This is a genomic window from Pseudotabrizicola algicola, from assembly GCF_010915705.1.
Classification (GTDB): domain Bacteria; phylum Pseudomonadota; class Alphaproteobacteria; order Rhodobacterales; family Rhodobacteraceae; genus Pseudotabrizicola; species Pseudotabrizicola algicola.
On sequence record NZ_JAAIKE010000005.1, the window covers coordinates 20,532 to 42,085 of the forward strand.

General features: G+C 63.9%; 20 protein-coding genes. 9 read left to right on the plus strand and 11 right to left on the minus strand.

Annotated elements, in window-relative coordinates; all coding sequences use genetic code 11:
• Window positions 1–34: 34 nt before the first annotated feature.
• The 5 genes from G3572_RS14845 to G3572_RS14865 all read right to left on the minus strand — a co-directional run bounded on the left by G3572_RS14845 (window position 35) and on the right by G3572_RS14865 (window position 6,969).
• Complete coding sequence (locus tag G3572_RS14845; protein ID WP_164613284.1) at window positions 35–1,981, minus strand: sodium:solute symporter family protein; 1,947 nt, start codon at window positions 1,979–1,981, stop codon at window positions 35–37.
• Between the two features lie 11 nt (window positions 1,982–1,992).
• Window positions 1,993–2,250, minus strand: coding sequence for a DUF4212 domain-containing protein (locus G3572_RS14850; protein ID WP_164613286.1), 258 nt, complete (start codon window positions 2,248–2,250; stop codon window positions 1,993–1,995).
• 60 nt (window positions 2,251–2,310) lie between these two features.
• Window positions 2,311–2,982 carry an adenylate kinase gene (locus G3572_RS14855; RefSeq protein ID WP_164613288.1) on the minus strand — a complete coding sequence of 224 codons (672 nt, stop codon included), beginning with the start codon at window positions 2,980–2,982 and terminating at the stop codon, window positions 2,311–2,313.
• Between the two features lie 11 nt (window positions 2,983–2,993).
• On the minus strand, window positions 2,994–4,958 hold the full coding sequence (acs, locus tag G3572_RS14860; protein WP_164613290.1) for an acetate--CoA ligase: 1,965 nt from the start codon (window positions 4,956–4,958) through the stop codon (window positions 2,994–2,996).
• 355 nt (window positions 4,959–5,313) lie between these two features.
• A complete protein-coding gene (locus tag G3572_RS14865) occupies window positions 5,314–6,969 on the minus strand; it encodes a SulP family inorganic anion transporter (protein WP_164613292.1) in 1,656 nt (551 codons plus the stop codon).
• A gap of 76 nt (window positions 6,970–7,045) precedes the next feature.
• Between G3572_RS14865 and G3572_RS14870 the strand changes: the two genes are divergently transcribed.
• Entirely contained in the window at window positions 7,046–7,531 is a 486-nt protein-coding gene (locus tag G3572_RS14870) for a pyridoxamine 5-phosphate oxidase (protein WP_164613293.1), read from the plus strand.
• A gap of 51 nt (window positions 7,532–7,582) precedes the next feature.
• Here the strand turns inward: G3572_RS14870 and G3572_RS14875 are convergent, their stop codons facing one another.
• The 4 genes from G3572_RS14875 to G3572_RS14890 all read right to left on the minus strand — a co-directional run bounded on the left by G3572_RS14875 (window position 7,583) and on the right by G3572_RS14890 (window position 13,230).
• Window positions 7,583–9,871, minus strand: coding sequence for a glycosyl hydrolase family 28-related protein (locus tag G3572_RS14875; RefSeq protein WP_164613295.1), 2,289 nt, complete (start codon window positions 9,869–9,871; stop codon window positions 7,583–7,585).
• A gap of 108 nt (window positions 9,872–9,979) precedes the next feature.
• Window positions 9,980–11,125, minus strand: coding sequence for a glycosyltransferase (locus G3572_RS14880; protein ID WP_164613297.1), 1,146 nt, complete (start codon window positions 11,123–11,125; stop codon window positions 9,980–9,982).
• Between the two features lie 133 nt (window positions 11,126–11,258).
• Window positions 11,259–12,902 carry a chaperonin GroEL gene (groL, locus tag G3572_RS14885; RefSeq protein WP_164613299.1) on the minus strand — a complete coding sequence of 548 codons (1,644 nt, stop codon included), beginning with the start codon at window positions 12,900–12,902 and terminating at the stop codon, window positions 11,259–11,261.
• Between the two features lie 40 nt (window positions 12,903–12,942).
• The gene (locus G3572_RS14890; protein WP_164613301.1) at window positions 12,943–13,230 is read right to left on the minus strand and encodes a co-chaperone GroES; all 288 of its coding nucleotides are present in this window, start codon (window positions 13,228–13,230) and stop codon (window positions 12,943–12,945) included.
• 186 nt (window positions 13,231–13,416) lie between these two features.
• Here G3572_RS14890 and G3572_RS14895 point away from each other — a divergent pair, with 186 nt between their 5' ends.
• The 7 genes from G3572_RS14895 to G3572_RS14925 all read left to right on the plus strand — a co-directional run bounded on the left by G3572_RS14895 (window position 13,417) and on the right by G3572_RS14925 (window position 19,432).
• A complete protein-coding gene (locus tag G3572_RS14895) occupies window positions 13,417–14,418 on the plus strand; it encodes a TraB/GumN family protein (RefSeq protein WP_164613303.1) in 1,002 nt (333 codons plus the stop codon).
• 109 nt (window positions 14,419–14,527) lie between these two features.
• The gene (locus tag G3572_RS14900) at window positions 14,528–15,448 is read left to right on the plus strand and encodes a manganese-dependent inorganic pyrophosphatase (protein ID WP_164613305.1); all 921 of its coding nucleotides are present in this window, start codon (window positions 14,528–14,530) and stop codon (window positions 15,446–15,448) included.
• Between the two features lie 110 nt (window positions 15,449–15,558).
• Entirely contained in the window at window positions 15,559–16,434 is an 876-nt protein-coding gene (locus G3572_RS14905; RefSeq protein WP_164613307.1) for a TIGR01459 family HAD-type hydrolase, read from the plus strand.
• Between the two features lie 129 nt (window positions 16,435–16,563).
• The gene (locus G3572_RS14910; protein WP_164613309.1) at window positions 16,564–17,007 is read left to right on the plus strand and encodes a MaoC family dehydratase; all 444 of its coding nucleotides are present in this window, start codon (window positions 16,564–16,566) and stop codon (window positions 17,005–17,007) included.
• A gap of 28 nt (window positions 17,008–17,035) precedes the next feature.
• A complete protein-coding gene (locus tag G3572_RS14915) occupies window positions 17,036–17,959 on the plus strand; it encodes a bifunctional riboflavin kinase/FAD synthetase (protein WP_164613311.1) in 924 nt (307 codons plus the stop codon).
• A gap of 4 nt (window positions 17,960–17,963) precedes the next feature.
• Window positions 17,964–18,416, plus strand: a complete 453-nt coding sequence (locus G3572_RS14920; RefSeq protein WP_164613313.1) for a YcgN family cysteine cluster protein — start codon at window positions 17,964–17,966, stop codon at window positions 18,414–18,416.
• Entirely contained in the window at window positions 18,416–19,432 is a 1,017-nt protein-coding gene (locus tag G3572_RS14925; RefSeq protein ID WP_164613315.1) for a threonine aldolase family protein, read from the plus strand. The genes G3572_RS14920 and G3572_RS14925 overlap by 1 nt, the downstream gene beginning before the upstream one ends.
• On the opposite strand, the gene G3572_RS14930 is transcribed toward G3572_RS14925, so the two are convergent.
• On the minus strand, window positions 19,429–20,028 hold the full coding sequence (locus G3572_RS14930; protein WP_164613317.1) for a 2-hydroxychromene-2-carboxylate isomerase: 600 nt from the start codon (window positions 20,026–20,028) through the stop codon (window positions 19,429–19,431). The two genes, G3572_RS14925 and G3572_RS14930, sit on opposite strands and share 4 nt — an antisense overlap.
• Window positions 20,029–20,120: 92 nt before the next feature.
• Between G3572_RS14930 and G3572_RS14935 the strand changes: the two genes are divergently transcribed.
• Window positions 20,121–21,140, plus strand: coding sequence for a ribose-phosphate pyrophosphokinase (locus G3572_RS14935; protein ID WP_164613319.1), 1,020 nt, complete (start codon window positions 20,121–20,123; stop codon window positions 21,138–21,140).
• A gap of 12 nt (window positions 21,141–21,152) precedes the next feature.
• Here G3572_RS14935 and G3572_RS14940 read toward each other — a convergent pair whose 3' ends face one another.
• Window positions 21,153–21,503: an H-type lectin domain-containing protein gene (locus tag G3572_RS14940; protein WP_164613321.1), complete on the minus strand. Its 351-nt coding sequence runs from the start codon at window positions 21,501–21,503 to the stop codon at window positions 21,153–21,155.
• Window positions 21,504–21,554 lie beyond the last annotated feature (51 nt).

The following is a 21,554-nucleotide window of genomic DNA, read 5'->3' on the forward strand; positions in this document are numbered from 1 at the left end:
CGCGCCCCCGGACGAACCGGGGGCGCGATAGGGCTTAGTGGGCCTGAGCCGCACCGGCGCCTTTCGGCACACGGATCGACTGGATCAGGTCCTGCACGTCCTGCGGCGGTGCTTTCGTCATCATCGAGACCAGATAGGCGGTCGCGAAGTTCAGAAGCGCACCGATCGGGCCGAAGGCAGCCGGAGAGATACCCATGAAGTGGGCAGCCGGCGTGTTCGGCAGCAGGTTGGTGCCGGGGATGAAGAACCAGCCGAGGTAGAGGAAGATATACACGGCGGTCGAGATCAGACCGACAAGCATACCCACGATCGCGCCTTCCTTGGTGACGACGGTCGAGAAGATCCCCATCATCAGCACGGGGAAGATCGTCGCAGCCGCCAGACCGAAGGCCAGTGCCACCACCTGCGCGGCAAAGCCGGGCGGGTTCAGACCAAGCCAGGTCGCCAGTGCGATGGCACCGGCCATCGAAATCCGCGCGGCCAGAAGCTCGCCCTTCTCGGTGATATTGGGCTTCAGGGCACCCTTGATCAGGTCGTGGCTGATGGCCGAGGAAATGGCCAGCAGCAGGCCCGCAGCGGTGGACAGAGCGGCAGCAAGGCCACCAGCAGCCACAAGGGCGATCACCCAACCCGGCAGAGCCGCGATCTCAGGGTTCGCAAGAACCATGATGTCGTTGTTGACGGTGGTCAGTTCGTTGCCGACAAAGCCCTGTTCGGCCAAGGAACGGCCACCCAGATTGGTCTCTGCCAGAACGGCATCGCGTGCGGTGACAGCGGCGGCGACAGCGGCTTCCAACGGAGCCTTGTCAGCGTCGGCAGCAGCGGCAGCGAGGGCCGCGTTTGCATCGGCAACTGCCTTGTTGGCAGCCGTCAGCGGGGCAGGCTCGTTGAAGTACTGGATAAGGCCGTCACCGTTGCGGTCGGTGAACGCAAGCAGGCCGGTCTTTTCCCAGTTCCGGATCCAGGTCAGGTCCGGGTTGCTGTCGATTTCGGCAATCGACAGGGCGGGCTGGCTGAAGGTTTCACCCTGCACGGCACCCGGCCAGAAGGTCGTGGTGATGTTCAGACGCGCCATCGAGCCGACTGCCGGAGCAACCGTGTAGAGCAGCGCGATGAACACCAGTGCCCAGCCGGCCGAGATGCGGGCGTCGGACACTTTGGCAACGGTGAAGAAGCGGATGATCACGTGCGGCAGACCCGCGGTGCCGATCATCAGCGACATGGTCACAAGGAACATGTTGAGCATGTTCGAGGTGTCGGCGGTATAGGCGGCAAAGCCCAGATCCGTCACGACCTGATCCAGCTTGTCGAGGAAATAGGTCTCGCCGCCGGTCGGCGCATAGCCCCCGATCAGGCCCAGCTGCGGAATGAAGTTCCCCGTCAGGCTGAGCGAGATGAAGATCGCGGGGACGGTGTAGGCCGAGATCAGAACGACATACTGCGCCACCTGCGTATAGGTGATGCCCTTCATGCCGCCGAAAACGGCATAGGCGAACACCACGGCCGAGCCGATCAGAAGGCCGGTCGTGGTCGACACTTCGAGGAAGCGGGCAAAGGTCACGCCCACACCCACCATCTGCCCGATAACATAGGTGATCGAGATCACCAGAAGGCAGATCACGGCCACCATGCGGGCCGAGGTGGAGTAGAAGCGGTCACCCACGAATTCCGGCACAGTGAACTTGCCGAACTTGCGCAGGTATGGGGCAAGGAGAAGCGCCAGCAGCACATAGCCGCCGGTCCAGCCCATCAGGAACACCGAGTTGTTGTAACCGCCAAAGGCGATCAGACCGGCCATCGAGATGAACGAAGCCGCCGACATCCAGTCGGCAGCGGTGGCCATGCCGTTGACGACAGGGCCGACGCCTTGTCCGGCAGCATAGAATTCTGCGGTTGATCCTGCGCGCGCCCAGATTGCGATACCGAAGTAGAGCGCAAAGGACATCGCGATGACGATGAGGTTAAGGGTAAACTGATCCATCTGTTCCCCCCTTACTCGTCAACGCCGAATTCTTTGTCGAGCTTGTTCATCTTCACCGCATAGGCGAAGATCAGCACGAGAAAGACATAGATCGACCCGTTTTGCGCGAACCAGAAGCCAATGTCAGCGCCCCCGATCGAAATGCCCGAAAGGGCAGGCCGCAGAAGAATGCCAATGCCGAACGAGCAGGCGAACCAGATTGCGAGTGATATCCAGATCACCCGCAGGTTCGCTGCCCAATAGGCGCTGGACGATGATTTGTCCGCCATGAAAGCTACTCCCTGAGTTTTTTTCCACACCCGCACCCCCTTGGGGATGCAGGCCCCCCTTCATCCCGCCGATACGCCGGAAACAATGTCTCCCAAGGCGGCACGGATCGCGGCGATCTCTCCCATCGCGTCGATCCGCTGCAACACCCCCTTGGCATCGTAATAGCTGATCAGCGGTGCCGTCTGTGCGTGGTAGGCCTTCAGCCTCTCCCGCACGGTTTCGGCGTTGTCGTCGGCGCGGCGCTTGAACGCCGTGCCGCCACATTTGTCACAAGTGCCCGCCACCGCAGGCTGCTTGAATTCGTCATGATACCCCTCGCCGCAACCGGCGCAGGTAAAGCGCCCCGCGACGCGGCCGACCATTGCCTCGTCATCCACATCAAGGCTGATCGCCGCCGTCACGCGCTGGCCCGCGTCGGCCAGAAGCGTATCGAGCGCGGCGGCCTGCCCGTCGGTGCGGGGAAAACCGTCAAGGATGATCCCGCGCGCAACATCCGGCTGGCGCAGACGGTCCTTCAGGATGGCCAGCACAATCTCGTCGCTGACAAGCCCGCCCGCCTCCATCACGGCCTTGGCCTGCAGCCCCGCCGCACTGCCCGAGGCAACCGCCGCGCGCAGCAGATCGCCCGTCGAAAGCTGGACCAGACCGAAGTCTTCTTCCAGCATCCGCGCCTGGGTGCCCTTGCCCGCACCGGGGGGGCCAAGCAGGATCAGAACCGTCGGAGAGGTCATGTCACGCACCTTCAGCCACGGTTCATACGGTTTTCGATCAGGTCATCGACCACCGACGGGTCGGCCAGCGTCGAAGTGTCGCCCAAGGCCCCGAAGTCGTTCTCGGCGATCTTGCGCAGGATGCGGCGCATGATCTTGCCCGAACGGGTTTTCGGCAGGCCCGGCGCCCACTGGATCAGGTCCGGCTTGGCAATCGGGCCGATCTCGGTCCGCACCCATGCCTCCAGTTCCTTGCGCAGGCTGTCGGTCGGGTCGATGCCGTTCATCAGCGTGACATAGGCATAGATGCCCTGCCCCTTGATGTCATGCGGATAGCCGACCACCGCCGCTTCCGCGACGGCCTCATGCGCCACCAGCGCCGATTCCACCTCGGCGGTGCCCATCCGGTGCCCCGAGACGTTGATCACGTCATCCACGCGGCCCGTGATCCAGTAATCGCCGTCCGCATCGCGGCGGCAGCCGTCGCCGGTGAAGTAATAGCCGCGATATTGCGCGAAATAGGCTTCCTGGAACCGCTCGTGGTCGCCCCACAGCGTGCGCATCATCCCCGGCCATGCATCGGCGATGCACAGCACGCCCTCGGCGGCGGTATTGGTCTGGACTTCGGCATTGGCGGGGTCCAGCACCACCGGCTTGATCCCGAAGAAGGGCTTGGTCGCCGCCCCCGGCTTTTGCGCAATCGCACCCGGCAGCGGGGTGATCAGATGGCCGCCGGTTTCGGTCTGCCAGAAGGTATCGACGATGGGGCATTTGCCCTTGCCGACATGGGTGTTGTACCAGTTCCACGCCTCGGGGTTGATCGGCTCACCCACCGACCCCAAGAGCTTGAGCGACGACAGATCGTGCTTTTCCACCCATTCGGTGCCAAGGCCCATCAGGCTGCGGATCGCGGTCGGCGCGGTGTAGAACTGGTTGACCTTGTGCTTGGCGCAGACTTCCCAGAACCGCCCCGCATCGGGATAGGTCGGCACGCCCTCGAACATCACCGTCGTCGCGCCATTCGCCAGCGGGCCGTAGATGATATAGCTGTGCCCCGTCACCCAGCCCACATCGGCGGTGCACCAGAAGACGTCGCCATCGTGATAATCAAAGGTGTATTGATGGGTCAGCGAGGCATAGACCAGATAGCCGCCCGAGGTATGCACCACCCCCTTGGGACGCCCGGTCGAGCCGGAGGTGTAAAGGATGAACAGCGGGTCTTCGGCGCCCACCTCGACATAGGGGCAATAGGGCTTGGCGGCGGCCATCTCGGCCTTCACGTCCACGTCCCGCCCGTCGATCCATGTGGTCTGGTCGCCCGTATGCTTGACGACAAGGCATTTCACCTTGTCGGAACAGTCGAACAGCGCCTTGTCGGTGTTCGACTTCAACGCCGTCTTCTTGCCACCGCGCGGCGCGAAATCGGCGGTGATGACCACCTTGGCTTCGGAATCGTTGATCCGGTTGGCCAGCGCATCGGGCGAAAAGCCCGCGAAGACCACCGAATGGATCGCCCCGATCCGCGCGCAGGCCAGCATCGCATAGGCCGCTTCCGGAATCATCGGCAGATACAGCACCACGCGGTCGCCCTTGGTCACGCCATGCGCCTTGAGCACATTGGCCATGCGCGAGGTGTTTTCCAGCAACTGCCGGTAGGTGATGTGCTGCGCGGGCGTCGAGGGGCTGTCCGGCTCCCAGATGATCGCGGTCTGGTCGGCGCGGGTCAGCATGTGGCGGTCGATGCAATTGGCGCTGACGTTCAGCGTGCCATCCTCGAACCATTTGATCGAGACATTGCCGTAGTCGAAATTGGTGTTCTTGACCTTGGAGAATGACGTGATCCAGTCCAGCCGCTGCGCCTGCTCTGCCCAGAACGCGTCCGGATCGGTGACAGAGGCTTCATACATCCGCGCGTAGCCCGCGGCATCGACATGCGCCTTGGCGATGAAATCAGCCGAGGCGGTGTAGACTCCCGAAGCCGAACTCTGATCTGTCATTTGAAATCTCCTCTTGCGCGGCCAGTTCGGGACCGGCCCTTCGTGACGCAGCGGCACGCCAAAGCACCGCAGGTCACACCTCAACCCAAGGCAAGTCTACTCCTTGGTCAATTTTAATGTAACCCCTTTTGTTCAATAGATATTTCTGTAAATTAATTTTCCATCTTCATGTCAAATCTGAAAACTTCCGAAAAGTGACGAAAATTTGACAAGGGTTTTCAAGGTTCTGCCCGATCACGCACGGGTGAGGTGCGCGCAAGGTGCCGCCACGGGCGCAAAACGCCCGCCCCGCCCCTTTGGCTGCCTGTCACGGAAGGGTGCAAACAGCGCCGCAAGGGCGCGAATCATGATGGCGCTAACGATTCGCCTCGGCGGCGGTCACACTTTGCAGGTCGGGCAAGACCTGCACCAAGGGCGCGTGTACCCCCTGCACCTGCAGGTCGCGCTGCACTTCGGGGCGGGTGCCGATCAGGTAAAGCTGCCCGCCCTTGCGCGCCACCTTATGCGCCAAAAGCTCGAAGGCGCGCGCGCCCGACGAATCGACAAACGGCACATCGCTGAAATCGACCACAAAGGCGCGCGGATAATCCGCGATCCGGTCCAGCACCACGCCCAGACGTGCCGCCGCGCCAAAGAAATAGGGCCCGTGCAAGCGATAGACCACCTGATCGGGGTTGGCCCCTTCCGCCCGCGCGCCTTCGGGGGCCTGTGCCGCCTCGACCTCGGCGGCCTCCGACATGCGCCGGATGAACACCAGCCCGCCCAGGGCAAAGCCCACCACGATGCCTTCGGTCAGATCGCGGAACACCACCAGCAGGAAGGTCACGACCACCACCATCGCATCCCCGCGCGAGGCGCGCATGAGGCCCCAGAACTCCTCCTTCTCGGCCATGTTCCACGCCACCACCGCCAGCAGGCCCGCCAGCGCCGCCAGAGGGATGAAGGCCGCCAGCGGCGCCGCCACCAGCATGAAGCCCAGAACGAACAGCGCATGCAGCATGCCCGAGACAGGGCTGCGGCTTCCGGCCCGCACATTGGTGGCCGTGCGCGCGATGGTTCCCGTCACGCAAAAGCCGCCAAACACCGCCGCGCCCATATTCGCCACGCCCTGCGCCACCAACTCCGCATTGCTGCGGTGCTGCCGTCCGCTCATCCCGTCGGCCACCACCGCCGACAGCAGCGATTCAATCGCGCCCAGCAGCGTGAAGCTGACCGCAAAGGGCAGCGCGGCCATCACCGCCTCGGCGGTCGGCACCGGCAGCGCGGGCGCGGGCAGCAGGCGCGGCAACTCCCCGAAGCGCGAGCCGATGGTTTCCACCGGAACTCCCAGCAGCGCCACCCCCGCCGCCACCAGAACAATCGCCAGCAGAAGGTTGGGCCAACCCGGGCGCAGCCGCTTGATCCCCACGATCAGCGCGATGGTGGCCAGCGCCACCCCGAAGGCCGCCGCCGAGGCGGTATGCCGCGCCTCCCACAGCACCTCCACCTTGTGCAGGATCTCCGCCGGCTCCGGCCCGCCCAGCGACAGGCCGAACAGGTCCTTCATCTGGCTGGCAAAGATGATGACCGCAATTCCGGCGGTAAACCCCACCGTCACCGGATAGGGAATGAACTTGATGTAGGTGCCCAGCCGCAGCGCCCCCACCGCCACCAGAAACAGCCCCGACAGGAAGGTGGCAAGGATCAACCCCTCGATCCCGATCTGCATCACACAGGCCGACACCAGCACAATGAACGCCCCCGCAGGCCCGCCGATCTGGAACCGGCTTCCCCCGAGGGCCGAAACCAGAAACCCGCCGACAATCGTGGTGTAAAGCCCGCGCTCCGGCCCGACCCCGCTGGCAATCGCAATCGCCATCGACAACGGCAGGGCCACGATCGCCACGGTCAACCCTGCCAGAACATCGGCGCGGAAATCCTGCGCACCATAGCCCTCGCGCAGCACGGTCACCAGTTTGGGCAGGAATTCGGGCGATGGCTCGGGCGGTCTTTCGGTCGGCGTTTCGGTCATTGTCCCCGCTCGGTCGCTTGCATGACGCAAGGAAGCGCCTCACAAGGGCGTGAGTCAACCGCCTTGGACCCAGATCATGCCCAGCCCCTCCGATCCGGTCGCGCCCGCAGATGACGCCGCCCGCGCCCTTGCCCGCGACCTGATGGCCGCGCCCCATGCGGCCCTGTCCTACCTTGATGCAGAGACGCGCGCGCCGGGGATCAGCCGCATCGCCTTTGGCCGCGCCCCCGATGGCACGCCGATGACGCTGATCTCCGCCCTCGCGCCCCATTTCGCGGCCCTGCGCGCCAACCCTGCCTGCGCGCTCCTGCTGGGCGAGCCGGGGCAAAAGGGTGACCCGCTGACCCATCCGCGCCTGATGCTGCAAGCGCAGGCCGCATTCGTGGCCCCCGATGACCCCGCGCGCCAGGACCTGCGTGACCATTGGCTGACCCATCATCCAAAGGCGAAGCTCTACATCGACTTTGCCGATTTCGCGCTGGTCCGGCTTGTGCCGCAGGCCGCTCTGCTCAATGGCGGCTTCGGTCGCGCCTTCCGGCTGCTGCCCGCTGACCTGATGTAAAAAGGGGGCGGCCCGCGCCGCCCCCATCGCTCGCGTCAGATCAAAGCCCGCTCAGGTCGGGTTGTCGCAGCGGACGGTCGCCAGCATCTTGCCCCGCACCGCCGTCGGCCAGCGCAGATGCACCAGATTGCGCGCCGTGCCCTGCTCGTTCAGCACAAAGGGCATCACATATTGCGCCACATTTGCCGCCGTGGTGATCGCACCATCGGCGACCAGACTTTGCGTGTTGCGCACCCGCGCCCCGAACGGCATGAAGGCACCGCTGTCGACCACCCAAGTGTCGGCGGCGGTGTTCTGCGTGTGCAGGATGGTCAGCGGGTTCACCACGATCTGCGACACCCCGTTGAACACATTCGCCACGAAGTTCAGGTTGCGAAACCGGCTGAAATCCAGCGTGGCATGGGTGCTGTCCACCGCATCCACCCGGTCCACCGACCCGTTGACGGTGCGAAAGGTGTTGTCCGAAACCGTCAGCCCCTGCACGAACTGCCCCGACCCCTTGGGCGCGATCACGATCCAGCGGAACCACGGCGCGACATCGCTGGCAAAGAAATGGTTCGCCGCAATCGACAGGTTGCCAAAGCTGAAGCCGGTGGTGAAATTGGGGTTGGCGTCGTGCTCGTTCGACCATTCGATAAAGCAGTTGTCGACATAATTGCCGGTGAAGGTCAGCCGCGGGTTGGTCTGGGTGATGATCAGGCCCGCCCGCCGCAGTCCGGCCGAGGCCGTGTCGCCTTGGAAGAAGTGGTTCCCGTGGATCAGGTGGCCGCCGCCATTCGCCACCATGAAATGCGCAAAGCGCACCACGCGGTTCGACCGGATCTTGGCATCATTGGCGTTCACGTTCAGCGCAATGCTGCTGCGATCCTGCGCCAGCATGGCCTGCTCGTTCGACCAGAACTGGCAGCCATCGACGATCAGGCCCTGACAGCCCGACCCGATCGAGGTGATCCCCCTGTCCTTGGGCCGGTTGAACACGCAGTCCCCGACCCGCAGCGTCAGGCCGATCTTGGGCAGCATAACCGCCGAACACAGCCCGTTGCAGTTGAAGTCCAGCCGGTCCATCTCGAACCGGGACAGGTCCTCGAAGCCCGAGAAATCCAGCAGATATTTGAACCGCGTGAAGGAAAGCGTGCGTGTCCCCGCCCCGCCCCAGAGCGGCTGGCTCAGCGTGACGGTTCCTGTCGCCACATTCTTGTCGACCACATAGACCTCGCGCCCGACGCCATTGCCGCTCACATGCGCGCCGATCTCGATATTGGCGACATTGGCCACCGCACTCAGCCGCGTGGGGTTGGTGGGGGTATAGCTGGTGGTGGATGTCACCGTCACCGTATCCCACCCCGGCCCCGCCGCCGCGTTCAGCTGCCCGTTGGTCAGGAACCGCCGCTGCGCAAAGGTCGTCAGCCCCGCGATCGCCGCCACATCCAGGGGCTCGGTCAGGTCCACGCGGCGGTCCGACAGGTCCAGCGCCACATGGTCGGTAAAATAGAACAGCGCCTGCAACGCCTTGCGAAAGCCAAGCAGTTCATTCCCGAAAGCACTGGTATAGGTATCCAGATCATAGTTCCGCGTCAGCGCCAGCCGCACCGAGGCAGGCTGCACCAGCGTGCCCTGAAAGCGGATCGGGTTGTTGATGGTCAGGTTGCCCGCAATCCGGTAGGTGCCTGCCGGCACCGTGATCGTGCGCCCCTGCGCCGCCGCATCCGCCGCGGCAAAGGCCCCCGTGTCGTCGGTCACCCCGTCGCCGCGCGCGCCGAAATCGCGCACATCCACCGCGTCGAAGATGTCGCGCAGATAAATTCCGGTGATGTCCTCGATCTCGATATCGTCGATCCGCACCACGCCGCCATTCGGCCCCGTCAGATCCAGCCCGATATGCCCATAGGTCGCCGTGGGGCCCCATGCCATCGTCACCCCGCCGCGGCCGCCGGCGCCGATGATCGCCGTCACCTCGGCCACCGCGCCATATTGCGTCAGCGCCACCGAAGGCCCCGCCTGCACCACCCCCGGCACGTTGGTGCCGTTCGACCGCCCCGCCCAGCCCGCGATGCGCACCGAAGGAAACGCGCCCGAGACGCATTTGACCCGCACCTTGACCCGCAGATACAGGCCCGGCTGCATCGGGATCTGCTGAAAGCAGCGCAGTTTCTGTGTGGCAAGCGTCTTTTGCAGCTCCAGCGCGCCGCCAAAATCCTGATCGGCCGGAACAAAGGCCGCATTCGGCTGGCTGGCATAAGACCCCTGCCCCGGCAGCCCGTCCTCCCGAGACCACAGGTTCAGCCCCGCAGAGAATGGCGGCGGCATCAGCACCAGCCCGTCGGTAATCGCCTTGTTCATGTCCTAAACCCTCGCTTGGTCCCCAAAGGCCGCGGACGCATCCGCAGCCATGCGAGGCCAAGGGCTATCAACAAAGGGTTAATCCGACCTCAGACCACCGCGCGCTGCCTAAGACCCATTGCGCGGCAGGCAGCTTGCGAAATGCGCCATGCGCCGCGCGAATTCGGTTTCGAAATCATGGGCCTGCGCAAAATCCAGCCCGGACGCCGCCGCCACCCGCAGCGCCCTGCGGTCCGCGTCCAGCGCGATCAGCCGGTCCGACAGCGCCCGCCGGTCCCCCAAAGGCACCGCCCAGCCGCCACCGGATTCCGCCGCCATCCGCGCCCACATCTCGTTGGCATAGCCCAGCACCGGCACCCCGCAGCCCAGACTTTCCAGATAGCTGCAAGACGGGTCCGCCTGCCGGTGGCAACTCAGGAACAGATCGGCATGCGCGCACAGGAACGGCACCAGCCCCGTCTCGAAATCCACCGGCGCATGCAGCCGCAGCCGCCCGCCAAGGCTTTCCGCCCCGGCCCGCACCTCCGCCTCCAGCGCGCCGGTGCCAAAGACATCGAGCGTGAAATCCACGCCCGCCGCCAGCAGCGCCCGCGCGACCGGCACAAGGTCCTGCGCGCCCTTCATCGGCTCCAGCCGCCCCGAATGGACCAGCCGCAACGGCCCCGCATGCGCAGCCTTCGCCGCCATCTGCGCCGCCGTCGCCATCATGTCGACGCGCATCCGCCCGTCGAGATACAGAAACGTGCGGGCGTTCAACCCGCGATAGGCGTCAAAGGCCGGATAACCGTTGCACTGCACCCCCGCCGCACGGCGGAACGCCTGCCGCCGCCGCCGCTCTACCGCCAGATTCCACAGCGCCGACCAGCCCTTGCGCAGCAGCCCCCGCGCGCGGTCCAGCACCACGATACGCAGCCTCGTGCCAATCGTGTATTCCACCACGAACACCACCGGCACCGGCCCCCCTGCGAGGGCCAGCGCCTCGGCCATATCGGCAGGGGCGGCGATCAGATCGGCCTGCATCTGCGGCAACGGCGCTCCGGCAGGCAGCACCGTCAGGTCAAACCCCAGCTCCTGCGGCGCATAGTCGGCCCCGAAGGGCACCGACGCCGCCCCCTCCCAGACCACCGCCGAAACCCGTCCCTGCCACAGCGCCGCATGGGCGCGCATGCCTTCCACATATTTCACATCCAGCCGCAACCGCCCGTCCGGCAGGCGCATCACGGGTGCGGGCGCGATCATCAGCAAATGCGGCATGGAACCCTCCGGCGGATGGCCAGTCATTGCCCGTGACTTGGGCCATATCAAGACCACAGAATGAAAAAGGGCGGTCCTTTCGGACCGCCCCCTGTTTCCGGACGGAAACGACAGAAGATAAAGGGGGTAACCCTTACATCATGCCGTCCATGCCGCCCATTCCGCCCATGCCGCCGGGTGCGCCAGCGGTTTCCTTGGCCGGACGATCCGCGATCATCGCTTCGGTGGTGATCAGCAGCGAGGCAACCGAAGCTGCATCTTCCAGCGCGGTGCGGGTGACCTTGGCCGGGTCGATCACGCCGAACGAGAACATGTCGCCATATTCTTCGGTCTGGGCGTTGAAGCCAAAGTTCTTGTCGCTCGACTCGCGCACTTTGCCAGCCACGACAGCGCCATCGACGCCAGCGTTTTCTGCGATCTGGCGCAGCGGTGCCTCCAGTGCGCGGCGCACGATGGCGATACCGGCGTTCTGGTCGCTGTTCGCGCCGGTCAGACCGTCAAGCGATTTGCCGGCCTGAACCAGAGCCACACCACCGCCAACCACGATGCCTTCCTGAACGGCAGCACGGGTTGCGTTCAGCGCGTCATCAACGCGGTCCTTGCGCTCTTTTACTTCGACTTCGGTCATGCCGCCGACCTTGATGACAGCAACACCGCCAGCCAGCTTGGCCACGCGCTCTTGCAGCTTCTCGCGGTCGTAATCGCTGGTGGTTTCTTCGATCTGGGCGCGGATCTGGGCCACACGGGCTTCGATCTCGGCCTTGTCGCCATTGCCGTCAACGATGGTGGTGTTGTCCTTGTTGATCGTGACTTTCTTCGCACGGCCCAGCATGTCGATACCGACATTCTCCAGCTTCATGCCCAGATCGTCCGAGATCACCTGGCCACCGGTCAGGATCGCGATGTCCTGCAGCATCGCCTTGCGACGGTCACCGAAGCCCGGAGCCTTGACGGCAGCGATCTTCAGACCACCGCGCAGCTTGTTCACGACCAGCGTGGCAAGCGCTTCGCCTTCGACGTCCTCGGCGATGATGACCAGCGGGCGCTGCGACTGGATCACGGCTTCCAGCAGCGGAACCATCGGCTGCAGCGACGAGAGTTTCTTCTCGTGCAGCAGGATGAACGCGTCTTCCAGATCGGCAACCATCTTGTCGGCGTTGGTCACGAAATAGGGCGACAGGTAGCCACGGTCGAACTGCATGCCTTCGACAACGGTGGTTTCCGTTTCCAGACCCTTGTTCTCTTCGACGGTGATCACACCCTCGTTGCCGACCTTCTGCATCGCGTCAGCGATCTGGCGGCCGATTTCGGCTTCGCCGTTGGCCGAGATGGTGCCGACCTGCGCAACTTCGGCGCTGTCCTTGACGGGGCGCGAGGCAGCCTTGATCGACTCGACGACCTTCACAACGGCCATGTCGATGCCGCGCTTGAGGTCCATCGGGTTCATGCCGGCAGCAACGGCCTTCATGCCTTCCTTGATGATGGCCTGGGCCAGAACGGTGGCGGTGGTGGTGCCGTCGCCAGCCTCGTCATTGGTGCGGGAAGCGACTTCCTTCACCATCTGCGCGCCCATGTTCTCGAACTTGTCGGCCAGTTCGATTTCCTTGGCGACCGTCACACCGTCCTTGGTGATGCGGGGCGAGCCGAAGGATTTGTCGATCACCACGTTGCGGCCTTTCGGGCCAAGGGTAACCTTCACGGCGTCGGCGAGGATGTTCACACCGCGCAGCATGCGGTCGCGGGCATCGGTATCAAAACGTACGTCTTTAGCAGCCATTTGGAAGCTCCTTCAAATCTGGTTTACGAAAGCGTCAAGCTCAGGCGATGATGCCGAGGATGTCGCTTTCCTTCATGATGAGCAGCTCTTCGCCGTTCAGCGTCACTTCGGTGCCCGACCACTTGCCGAACAGGATACGGTCGCCAGCCTTGACGGAGGGGGTAATCAGTTCGCCCGAATCCTTGCGCGCGCCTTCACCGACCGAAACGATCTCGCCTTCTGCGGGCTTTTCCTTGGCGGTGTCCGGGATGATCAGGCCGCCCTTGGTCTTGTCTTCGCCTTGGATGCGGCGAACGAGCACACGGTCATGCAGCGGTTTGAAAGCCATCTGGTAACACTCCCTTAGGTTCCAGGTTGAATCTTTTAGCACTCACTATCAGCGAGTGCTAACGGCGCCTATCTAGGGGCCGCGCGCGCCTCTGTCAAGCGCCAGCGCCCGCCCGCTTCATCGCAATTTTACTTGGCATCCGGGGCCGTGCCTGCCACCCTGCCCGCCGGACATAAAGGGGAATTCATGCGTATCCTGCTGATCTTGCTTGGCCTTCTGGCCAGCCCGCTGGGTTTTGCCCATGCAGCCACACCGTCCTGCAACGGGACCAACCTGTTCTCGCAGATGGACGCTGCCGATCGCGCCCGGCTGGAACAACAGGCTGCGGCACAGCCGTTCCATCAGGGCAACTACTGGCGCGCGACCAAGGACGGCCAGCAGGTCACGCTGGTCGGCACCTACCACCTGTCAGACCCGCGCCACGACAAGGTGATGGAAACTGTCACCCCGCTGCTCGACGGGGCCACCACCCTTCTGGTCGAGGCCGGACCCGAGGAAGAGGCGGCGCTTGTCTCTGCCGTCGCGCAGGACCCGACGCTCTTCGTGATGCCAGACACCACGCTGCCCACTCTGATGGAGCCCGAAGACTGGGCCGTCCTGTCCGAGGCGATGACGCGCCGCGGCATCCCCGGCTTCATGGCTGCCAAGTTCCAGCCGTGGTACATCACCGTGCTGCTTGCCGTTCCGCCCTGCATGATGGCCGAGGTGCAGGCGCAGGACCGCAGCGGGCTTGACCACCGGATCATCGACGCCGCCAAGGCGCGCGGCATCCCCGTGCAGGGGCTGGAAGCCTATGACACCATCTTCAACCTTTTCGACAGCTTCTCGCGGGAGGACCAGATTTCCATGCTGCGCGCCTCTCTCGCCATCGAGGATCAGGCCGAAGACTATATCGCCACGCTGGCTGACAGCTATTTCGCGGGCGAATCGCGGCTGATCTGGGAACTGATGCGCGATCTGTCGCTCCAGATGCCGGGCTACACCCCCGAACAGATCGAGGCAGACATGGCCAAGATGGAACAGGCCCTGCTCGTCACCCGAAACCAGGGCTGGATTCCGGTGATCGAGGCCGCCGCCGCCCAAGGCCCCGTCGTCGTCGCCTTCGGCGCGCTGCACCTGCCGGGCGACTTCGGCATCCCCCGCTTGCTGGAACAGCAGGGCTGGACGCTCACGCCCCTTGCTCCCTGACCGCTGTTGCTGCGGCGCAGCTTTGGCAAAGTCCGGCGCCCGGGCAGATGACATTCCTGCCCGGCCCGCCTATAAGCCGCGTCAAAATCCCCTGCTGCAAGGTGCTGTCATGACCACGCTCGTTTTCGGCCACAAATCCCCCGACACCGATTCCACCGGATCGCCCATCATCTGGGCGTGGTATCTTTCCCATACCCAGAACACGCCGGCCAAGCCGGTGCTGCTGGGCGAGCCGAACACCGAAGCCGCCTTCGTGCTGCGGCACTGGAACCTGCCCAAGCCCGAGATCATCTCTGACGTGACCGCAGATGACCGCGTGGTGATCGTCGACACCAACAACCCCGCCGAACTGCCCCCCTCGATCAACGACGCCAAGATCGCGGCCATCATCGACCACCACCTGCTGGTGGGCGGGCTCAAGACCAAAGGGCCGATCGACATCACCATCCGCTCGCTGGCCTGCACCGCCACCATCATGCACGACCTGATGGGCGATGCGCTCGCCAGCGCCCCGCGCGAGATCAAGGGCGCGATGCTCTCCTGCATCCTCTCCGACACGCTCGAATTCCGCTCGCCGACCACCACCGCGCATGACCGCGCCGTGGCCGAGAAACTCGCGGCCGATCTGGGCGTCAACATCGCAGACCTCGCCACCGCGATGTTCGAGGCCAAATCCGATGTCTCCGCCTTCTCCGACGCCGACCTGCTGCGGATGGATTCCAAGGAATACACCGTCGCCGGAAAGGAACTGCGCGTCTCGGTGCTGGAAACCACCGCGCCGAAGATCGTGCTCGACCGCAAGGCCAGCCTGATGGCCTCGATGGAGGCCGTGGCGAAAGAGGACGGCGCCGATCAGGTGCTCCTCTTCGTCGTCGACATCCTGCGCGAAGAGGCGACGCTTCTGGTGCCGAACGATCTGGTCAAGCAGATGGCCGAAGCCTCCTTCGGCTGCACCGTCACCGGCGACACCGTGGTGCTGCCCGGCATCATGAGCCGCAAGAAGCAGATCATTCCTGCGCTCAAGCTCTGAAAATACCCCCGGCAAACGTCGCGCACAGACAGCCCGACGTTTGCCATACCTTTGCCAGACGCGCGCCAGACGCAGACCAGACGCCGCACACCGCCCAGAAAGGCCAAGCCATGACCGAAATCATCCGCTCCCTCGCCGATCTTTCGGGCCGCTATGATGCGCTGTTCTGCGACCTCTGGGGCTGCCTGCACAATGGCGTCACCCCCTTCCCCGCCGCCGTTGCCGCGCTTCAGGGCTTTCGCGCAAACGGCGGCAAGGTGGTGCTCGTCACCAATGCGCCCCGCCCGAAATCCAGCGTTGTCAAGCAGTTGGATGCAATGGGCCTGCCGCGCGACACATGGGATGATGTTGCCACCTCGGGCGATGCCACCCAGGCGGCGATGCTTTCGGGGGCGGCGGGTCCGCGCGTCTACCACATCGGCGCGCCCAAGGATGAACCCTTCTTTACCGATTTCGAGCAGGATCTGGCCCATCTGGTCGCCCGCGCCGACATCACCCGCGTGCCACTCGACCAAGCCACCGGCGTCATCTGCACGGGGCTTGCAGACGATCTGACCGAAACGCCACAGGACTATCGGGGCAAGCTGTTGATGGCAAAGACAAAAGGTCTGAAACTTCTCTGCGCCAACCCCGATATCATCGTCGATATGGGCGACAAGCGGCTTTACTGCGCAGGGGCGCTCGCCAAGGCCTATGAAGACATGGGGGGCGAGTCGCTCTACTACGGCAAACCGCATCCGCCGATCTACGATCTGGCCCGCCGCCGCCTCGGCCTCGACGACGCCCGCATCCTCTGCGTGGGGGATGGCATCCACACCGATGTGCAGGGCGGCGTGGCCGAAGGGCTGGATACGCTCTTTGTCACCGGCGGGATCGCCGCGCATGAGTTCGGACCGGATTTTGACAATCCCGACAATGACTTGCTGCAAGCATGGCTGCAAGGACACCAGCTTTCGGCGACCTATGCCATCGGCTATCTGCGCTGAGCTGCGCGCACCGCGCGGGTAACATAATTGCGCCATTAGTCGTAATTTCGGAAATAACTTGCGCAACGGAATTGCGCTGCGCCGCAGCATTTGTTAGACTCCCTGCGAAACAAGCACGGGAATCGCAAGATGCTGGACAATATGCCCCGCGGCACCATCTGCATCGAAGACCTTGAAATCGGCATGACGCGCGGTCTGTCCAAACAGATCACCGACCGCGACATCGCCCTCTTTGCCGAGGTCTCCACCGATCACAACCCCGTGCATCTCGATGATGCCTATGCGCAAGACACCATCTTCGAAGGCCGCATCGCCCACGGGATGCTCACCGCCGGGCTGATTTCGGCGGTGATCGGCGAACAGCTTCCCGGTCATGGCACTGTTTATCTTGGACAATCCCTGCGCTTCCTCGCGCCCGTCCGGCCCGGCGATCGGGTGGAGGCGGTGGTGACCGTCACCGCGATCGACCATGCAAAACGTCGGGTGACCCTTGAAACCCATTGCTCTGTCGGTAAAACGGTGGTGCTAAAGGGCGAGGCGCTGGTTCTGGCGCCAAGCCGCAAGTTCGACTGACGGGGCATCCGCCCCAGACCGGGGTAGAATGCAGATCCACCGATCCTGGCAGGGGCTCGCCCCATCCGCGCGCGGCGCATCCTGCGCCATGGGCAATTTCGATGGCGTCCATCTGGGCCATCAGGCGGTGATCGACCTGGCCCGTGGCAACGCACCCTTGGGCATCATCACCTTCGAACCCCACCCGCGCGAGGTCTTCACCCCCGACGCACCCCCCTTCCGCCTGATGAACGCCGAGGCCCGCCTGAACCGTCTGGCCAAGCTGGGGGTGAACCACCTGTTCGAACTGCCTTTCGACAAAGATCTGGCCGCTCTGACGCCGGAGGCCTTTGTCGAAACCGTTCTGGTGCAAGGACTTGGCATCAGCCACGTTGTCGTCGGCGCTGACTTCTGCTTTGGCAAGGCCCGCGCTGGCAAGGCCGCCGACCTGCAACGCCTTGGGCAGAGTCATGGCTTTCAGACCACCATCGCCGATCTGGTCACCGAAGCCGACCAGCCGATTTCCTCCTCGGCCATCCGCGCCGCGCTGACCGATGGCCGCCCCCGCGACGCCGCCGCCATGCTCGGCCATTGGCACCGGATCGAGGGAGAGGTGATCCACGGCGAGAAGCGGGGCCGCGAGCTTGGCTATCCGACCGCAAACATGTCTGTCCAGGGGCTGCACCTGCCCAAACTGGGCGTTTATGCGGTCAAGGCCGATGTTCTGACCGGCCCGCACAAGGGCAGCTACAACGGCGCGGCCAGCCTTGGGGTGCGCCCGATGTTCGGGGTCAACCAGCCCAACCTTGAAACCTTCCTCTTTGATTTCAAAGGCGATCTCTACGGCGCGCACCTCTCTGTCGCCTTTGTCGATTACCTGCGCCCCGAGTTGAAGTTTGACGGGCTTCCCGCCCTCATCACCCAGATGGCCGCCGACTGCGACCGCGCCCGCGACATCCTGAGAGCGTTGTAATCCCATGCCCCCCAACCGTCCGAAGTTCTGGGAGACCGTTCCGCTCACCAAAATGACGCCCCAGGAATGGGAAGCGCTGTGCGACGGCTGCGGCAAATGCTGCCTGAACAAGATCGAGTATGAAGACACCGGCGAGGTGGAATACACCCGCATCGCCTGCCGTCTGCTCGATGGCGACACTTGCCGCTGCAAGCACTACCCGACCCGCAAGCAATATGTGCCCGATTGTGTGCAGCTCTCCCCAAAGACCCTGCCCAAGATCGCCTACTGGATGCCGCGCACCTGTGCCTATCGCCTTCTGTTTGAAGGCAAAACCTTGCCGGAATGGCATCCGCTGATCACGGGCGACCCCGAAAGCACCCACACCGCGGGCGCGTCGGTGCGGGGCTGGACGATCCCCGAATATGACGTCTCCGAGGATGACTGGGAGGATTACGTGATCGAGGAAACGCCCTGATGTTCTTCGCCTCTGACAACGGCGCGCCGGTCCATCCCGCCGTCTTTGCGGCGATGGAACGCGCAAACTCAGGCTATGCGTTGTCCTATGGCAATGACCCCGCCACCGAAGCCCTGCGCGACCGTATCCGCACGGTGTTCGAAGCGCCCGAGGCCGAGGTCCTGTTGCTGACCACAGGCACCGCCGCCAATGCCCTTGCCCTTTCGGTGCTGACCCCGCCTTGGGCCACCACCTTTTGCCACCGTCATGCCCATATCGCCGAAGACGAATGCGGCGCACCCGAGTTCTTCTCGGGCGGAGCCAAGCTGACGCTGATCGACGGCCCTCACGGCAAGATTGCGCCCGATGCGCTCGAACAGACGATCGCGCAAACCGGCGGGTCGGTGCATGTCGCACAACGCGGCGCGCTCAGCCTTACCAATGTGACCGAGGCCGGCACCGTCTACACCACCGCAGAACTCTCTGCGCTCACCGCCATTGCCAAGGCGCATGGCCTTCCGGTTCACCTCGACGGCGCCCGCTTTGCCAATGCCTTGGCCGCCACGGGTGCGACGCCGGCCGAGATGTCGTGGCGCGCGGGCGTTGACGTGCTGACGCTGGGCGGCACCAAGAACGGCCTCTTGGCGGCCGAGGCGGTGGTGCTGTTCAACCCCGCCCAAGCGTGGGAAGCCGCCCTGCGCCGCAAGCGCGCGGGCCATCTCAACTCCAAACTCCGCTTTGTCGCGGCGCAGTTCGACGCGTGGTTCGAGGCAGACCGCTGGCTCGACATGGCCCGCCACGCCAACAGCATGGCCGCGCGGCTCGCTCGGGGCCTCTCTGCCCTGCCGGGGGCCGAGGTTGTGCACCCCAGCCACGCCAACATCATCTTTGCCCAGCTTCCTGCGACAGCCCATACCCGCGCCAAGGCTTCGGGCGCGGTCTATTATCAAAGCGATGAAACGCTGTGCCGCCTTGTCGCCTCCTGGTCCACCACCGGGGCAGAGGTTGATGCGCTGCTCGCTGCCTTTGCGGCCTAGGCACCTAGTTTGCCTGCAAGGTAGAGATCCAGATCTTCAAGCCGGTCCTGCCCCCAGAAAATCTCGTCACCGACGACATAGGACGGCACGCCAAAGACACCGCGCGCCACCGCTTCCTCCAGATTGGCCGCATAGGTTTCGGCCCCGGCAAGCATGCCGCTGTCAGCCAGCTTGGGGTCAAACCCATGTGCGGCCAGAATGTCCCTGACCACCCCGTCATCCGCGATGTCGCGGTCCTCTGCCCAGACCGCGCGGCAAAAGCCATGCACCAACGCCCCGACATCCGCCCCCGTCGCGGCGGCGGCGATGATCGCATAGCAGGACGGAGCGGGATTTGCCGGAAAGAAGGCCGGCCGCAGGTTCAGCGACATCCCCAACTTGGCCGACTGGCGCCGCAGTTCCTGCATCCGGTAGGCGAGGCGGCTTTCATGCCGGTCGGCTAGCACCTGCCCGCCCGTGCGCGGCAAAAGCGCAAGAATGGCGATCGGCTTGTAAACCACCTTGGCCCCGTGCCGCGCCGCGATCTCTTCCAGCCGCGTCCCCGCCAGATAGCAGTAGGGCGACATGGTTGCGAAAAAGTAATCGATCTGAGTCATTTGCTGCCCTATCGCCCCGCATTGGTTTGCAAGACCCTAGTCGGGTGATAAGCGGTGTCAACATCCCGAATCCGTGGCCCCGGAGACCCCAAATGCCTGCCATCACCGAACCCAAACTGATTTCCGGCAATGCGAACATGCCGCTTGCCAAATCCATTGCCCGCCGCATGTCGGTGCATCGCGGCATGTCTGTGGGGCTGGTCGATGCCCGGATCGAGCGTTTCAACGATCAGGAAATCTTTGTCGAGGTGTTCGAGAATGTGCGCGGCGAGGATATGTATGTCATCCAGCCCACGTCCAACCCGGCCAATGACAACCTGATGGAACTCCTTATCATGGTCGATGCGCTGCGCCGCTCTTCTGCGGCGCGTATCACCGCCGTGATCCCCTATTTCGGCTATGCCCGCCAAGATCGCCGCGCCAAGGCCCGCACCCCGATTTCCGCCAAACTGGTCGCTAACCTGATCGAAAGCGCCGGGGTAGACCGCGTGCTCACACTCGACCTGCACGCCGCCCAGATTCAGGGCTTTTTCGACATTCCGGTGGACAACCTGTATGCCAGCCCGGTTTTTGCGCTGGATATCGAGCATCACTTCAAAGGACAGATGGATGACCTGATGGTCGTCTCACCCGATGTCGGAGGCGTCGCCCGCGCCCGCGAACTGGCAAAGCGCATCAGCGCCCCGCTCGCCATCGTTGACAAACGCCGCGAAAAGGCCGGGGAAATCGCCGAAATGAAGGTGATCGGCGATGTTCAGGGCAAGAAATGCATCATCGTCGATGACATCTGCGACACCGCTGGCACGCTGTGCAAAGCCGCCGAGGTGCTGATGGAAAACGGCGCGACCGAAGTTCACAGCTACATCACCCACGGCGTTCTGTCCGGCCCGGCGGTAGAGCGCATCAAGAACTCGGTCATGAAATCGCTGGTGATCACCGACTCGATCGAACAAAGCGCCGCAGCGACCGCAGCCTCCAACATCCGCGTGGTGCCGACCGCCCCGATGTTCGCCCAAGCGATCCTCAACATCTGGAACGGCACCAGCGTCTCGAGCCTGTTTGAAACCGAAACGCTCGTCCCGATCTATGAGGGCATGTATCAGCGCAGCTAAGCGCCGCGCGCCCTAGTCAATCTCCCAGTCGTCCTCATCCTGCACCTGACCAATGGCGATCCAGTCAGCGCGGATGCGGGCGACGCGGGTATCTGCCCATGTCTTGAACACCAGATGAAAGCCGGTCGCGCTGATCTGCTCGGCCGTCAAATCGGCGCGGGCGTTGGTGCCGTGATCGGTGTCCCACATCGAAATGCTGACGTGAACACTGGGCGGCAGGCGAAAGGCTTCCTTGAAGGTCACGATATGGCGGCTCTCGCGGTCTCCCTCGCCCGTCCACATCACGCCGCCATCCGCAAAGTCGGAAAACATCACCCGCGAGCCCTGAAGAATACCGATACTGCCCGGAGGAAAACGCTTCATGCGGCTGGCCTACGTTAAAGACATCCCCAAAACTTCGCATCGGTCAGCCTG

Bases quoted from the DNA above. Each gene is read 5' to 3' on its own strand.
- G3572_RS14905 (WP_164613307.1), top strand. From the start codon at position 15,559: ATGACCGAAATCATCCGCTCCCTCGCCGATCTTTCGGGCCGCTATGAT.
- G3572_RS14925 (WP_164613315.1), top strand. From the start codon at position 18,416: ATGTTCTTCGCCTCTGACAACGGCGCGCCGGTCCATCCCGCCGTCTTT.
- G3572_RS14915 (WP_164613311.1), top strand. From the start codon at position 17,036: ATGCAGATCCACCGATCCTGGCAGGGGCTCGCCCCATCCGCGCGCGGC.
- G3572_RS14920 (WP_164613313.1), top strand. From the start codon at position 17,964: ATGCCCCCCAACCGTCCGAAGTTCTGGGAGACCGTTCCGCTCACCAAA.
- G3572_RS14910 (WP_164613309.1), top strand. From the start codon at position 16,564: ATGCTGGACAATATGCCCCGCGGCACCATCTGCATCGAAGACCTTGAA.
- G3572_RS14930 (WP_164613317.1), bottom strand. From the start codon at position 20,028: ATGACTCAGATCGATTACTTTTTCGCAACCATGTCGCCCTACTGCTAT.
- G3572_RS14850 (WP_164613286.1), bottom strand. From the start codon at position 2,250: ATGGCGGACAAATCATCGTCCAGCGCCTATTGGGCAGCGAACCTGCGG.
- G3572_RS14875 (WP_164613295.1), bottom strand. From the start codon at position 9,871: ATGAACAAGGCGATTACCGACGGGCTGGTGCTGATGCCGCCGCCATTC.
- G3572_RS14880 (WP_164613297.1), bottom strand. From the start codon at position 11,125: ATGCCGCATTTGCTGATGATCGCGCCCGCACCCGTGATGCGCCTGCCG.
- acs (WP_164613290.1), bottom strand. From the start codon at position 4,958: ATGACAGATCAGAGTTCGGCTTCGGGAGTCTACACCGCCTCGGCTGAT.
- G3572_RS14855 (WP_164613288.1), bottom strand. From the start codon at position 2,982: ATGACCTCTCCGACGGTTCTGATCCTGCTTGGCCCCCCCGGTGCGGGC.
- groL (WP_164613299.1), bottom strand. From the start codon at position 12,902: ATGGCTGCTAAAGACGTACGTTTTGATACCGATGCCCGCGACCGCATG.
- G3572_RS14890 (WP_164613301.1), bottom strand. From the start codon at position 13,230: ATGGCTTTCAAACCGCTGCATGACCGTGTGCTCGTTCGCCGCATCCAA.
- G3572_RS14940 (WP_164613321.1), bottom strand. From the start codon at position 21,503: ATGAAGCGTTTTCCTCCGGGCAGTATCGGTATTCTTCAGGGCTCGCGG.
- G3572_RS14900 (WP_164613305.1), top strand. From the start codon at position 14,528: ATGACCACGCTCGTTTTCGGCCACAAATCCCCCGACACCGATTCCACC.
- G3572_RS14935 (WP_164613319.1), top strand. From the start codon at position 20,121: ATGCCTGCCATCACCGAACCCAAACTGATTTCCGGCAATGCGAACATG.
- G3572_RS14865 (WP_164613292.1), bottom strand. From the start codon at position 6,969: ATGACCGAAACGCCGACCGAAAGACCGCCCGAGCCATCGCCCGAATTC.
- G3572_RS14845 (WP_164613284.1), bottom strand. From the start codon at position 1,981: ATGGATCAGTTTACCCTTAACCTCATCGTCATCGCGATGTCCTTTGCG.
- G3572_RS14870 (WP_164613293.1), top strand. From the start codon at position 7,046: ATGCCCAGCCCCTCCGATCCGGTCGCGCCCGCAGATGACGCCGCCCGC.
- G3572_RS14895 (WP_164613303.1), top strand. From the start codon at position 13,417: ATGCGTATCCTGCTGATCTTGCTTGGCCTTCTGGCCAGCCCGCTGGGT.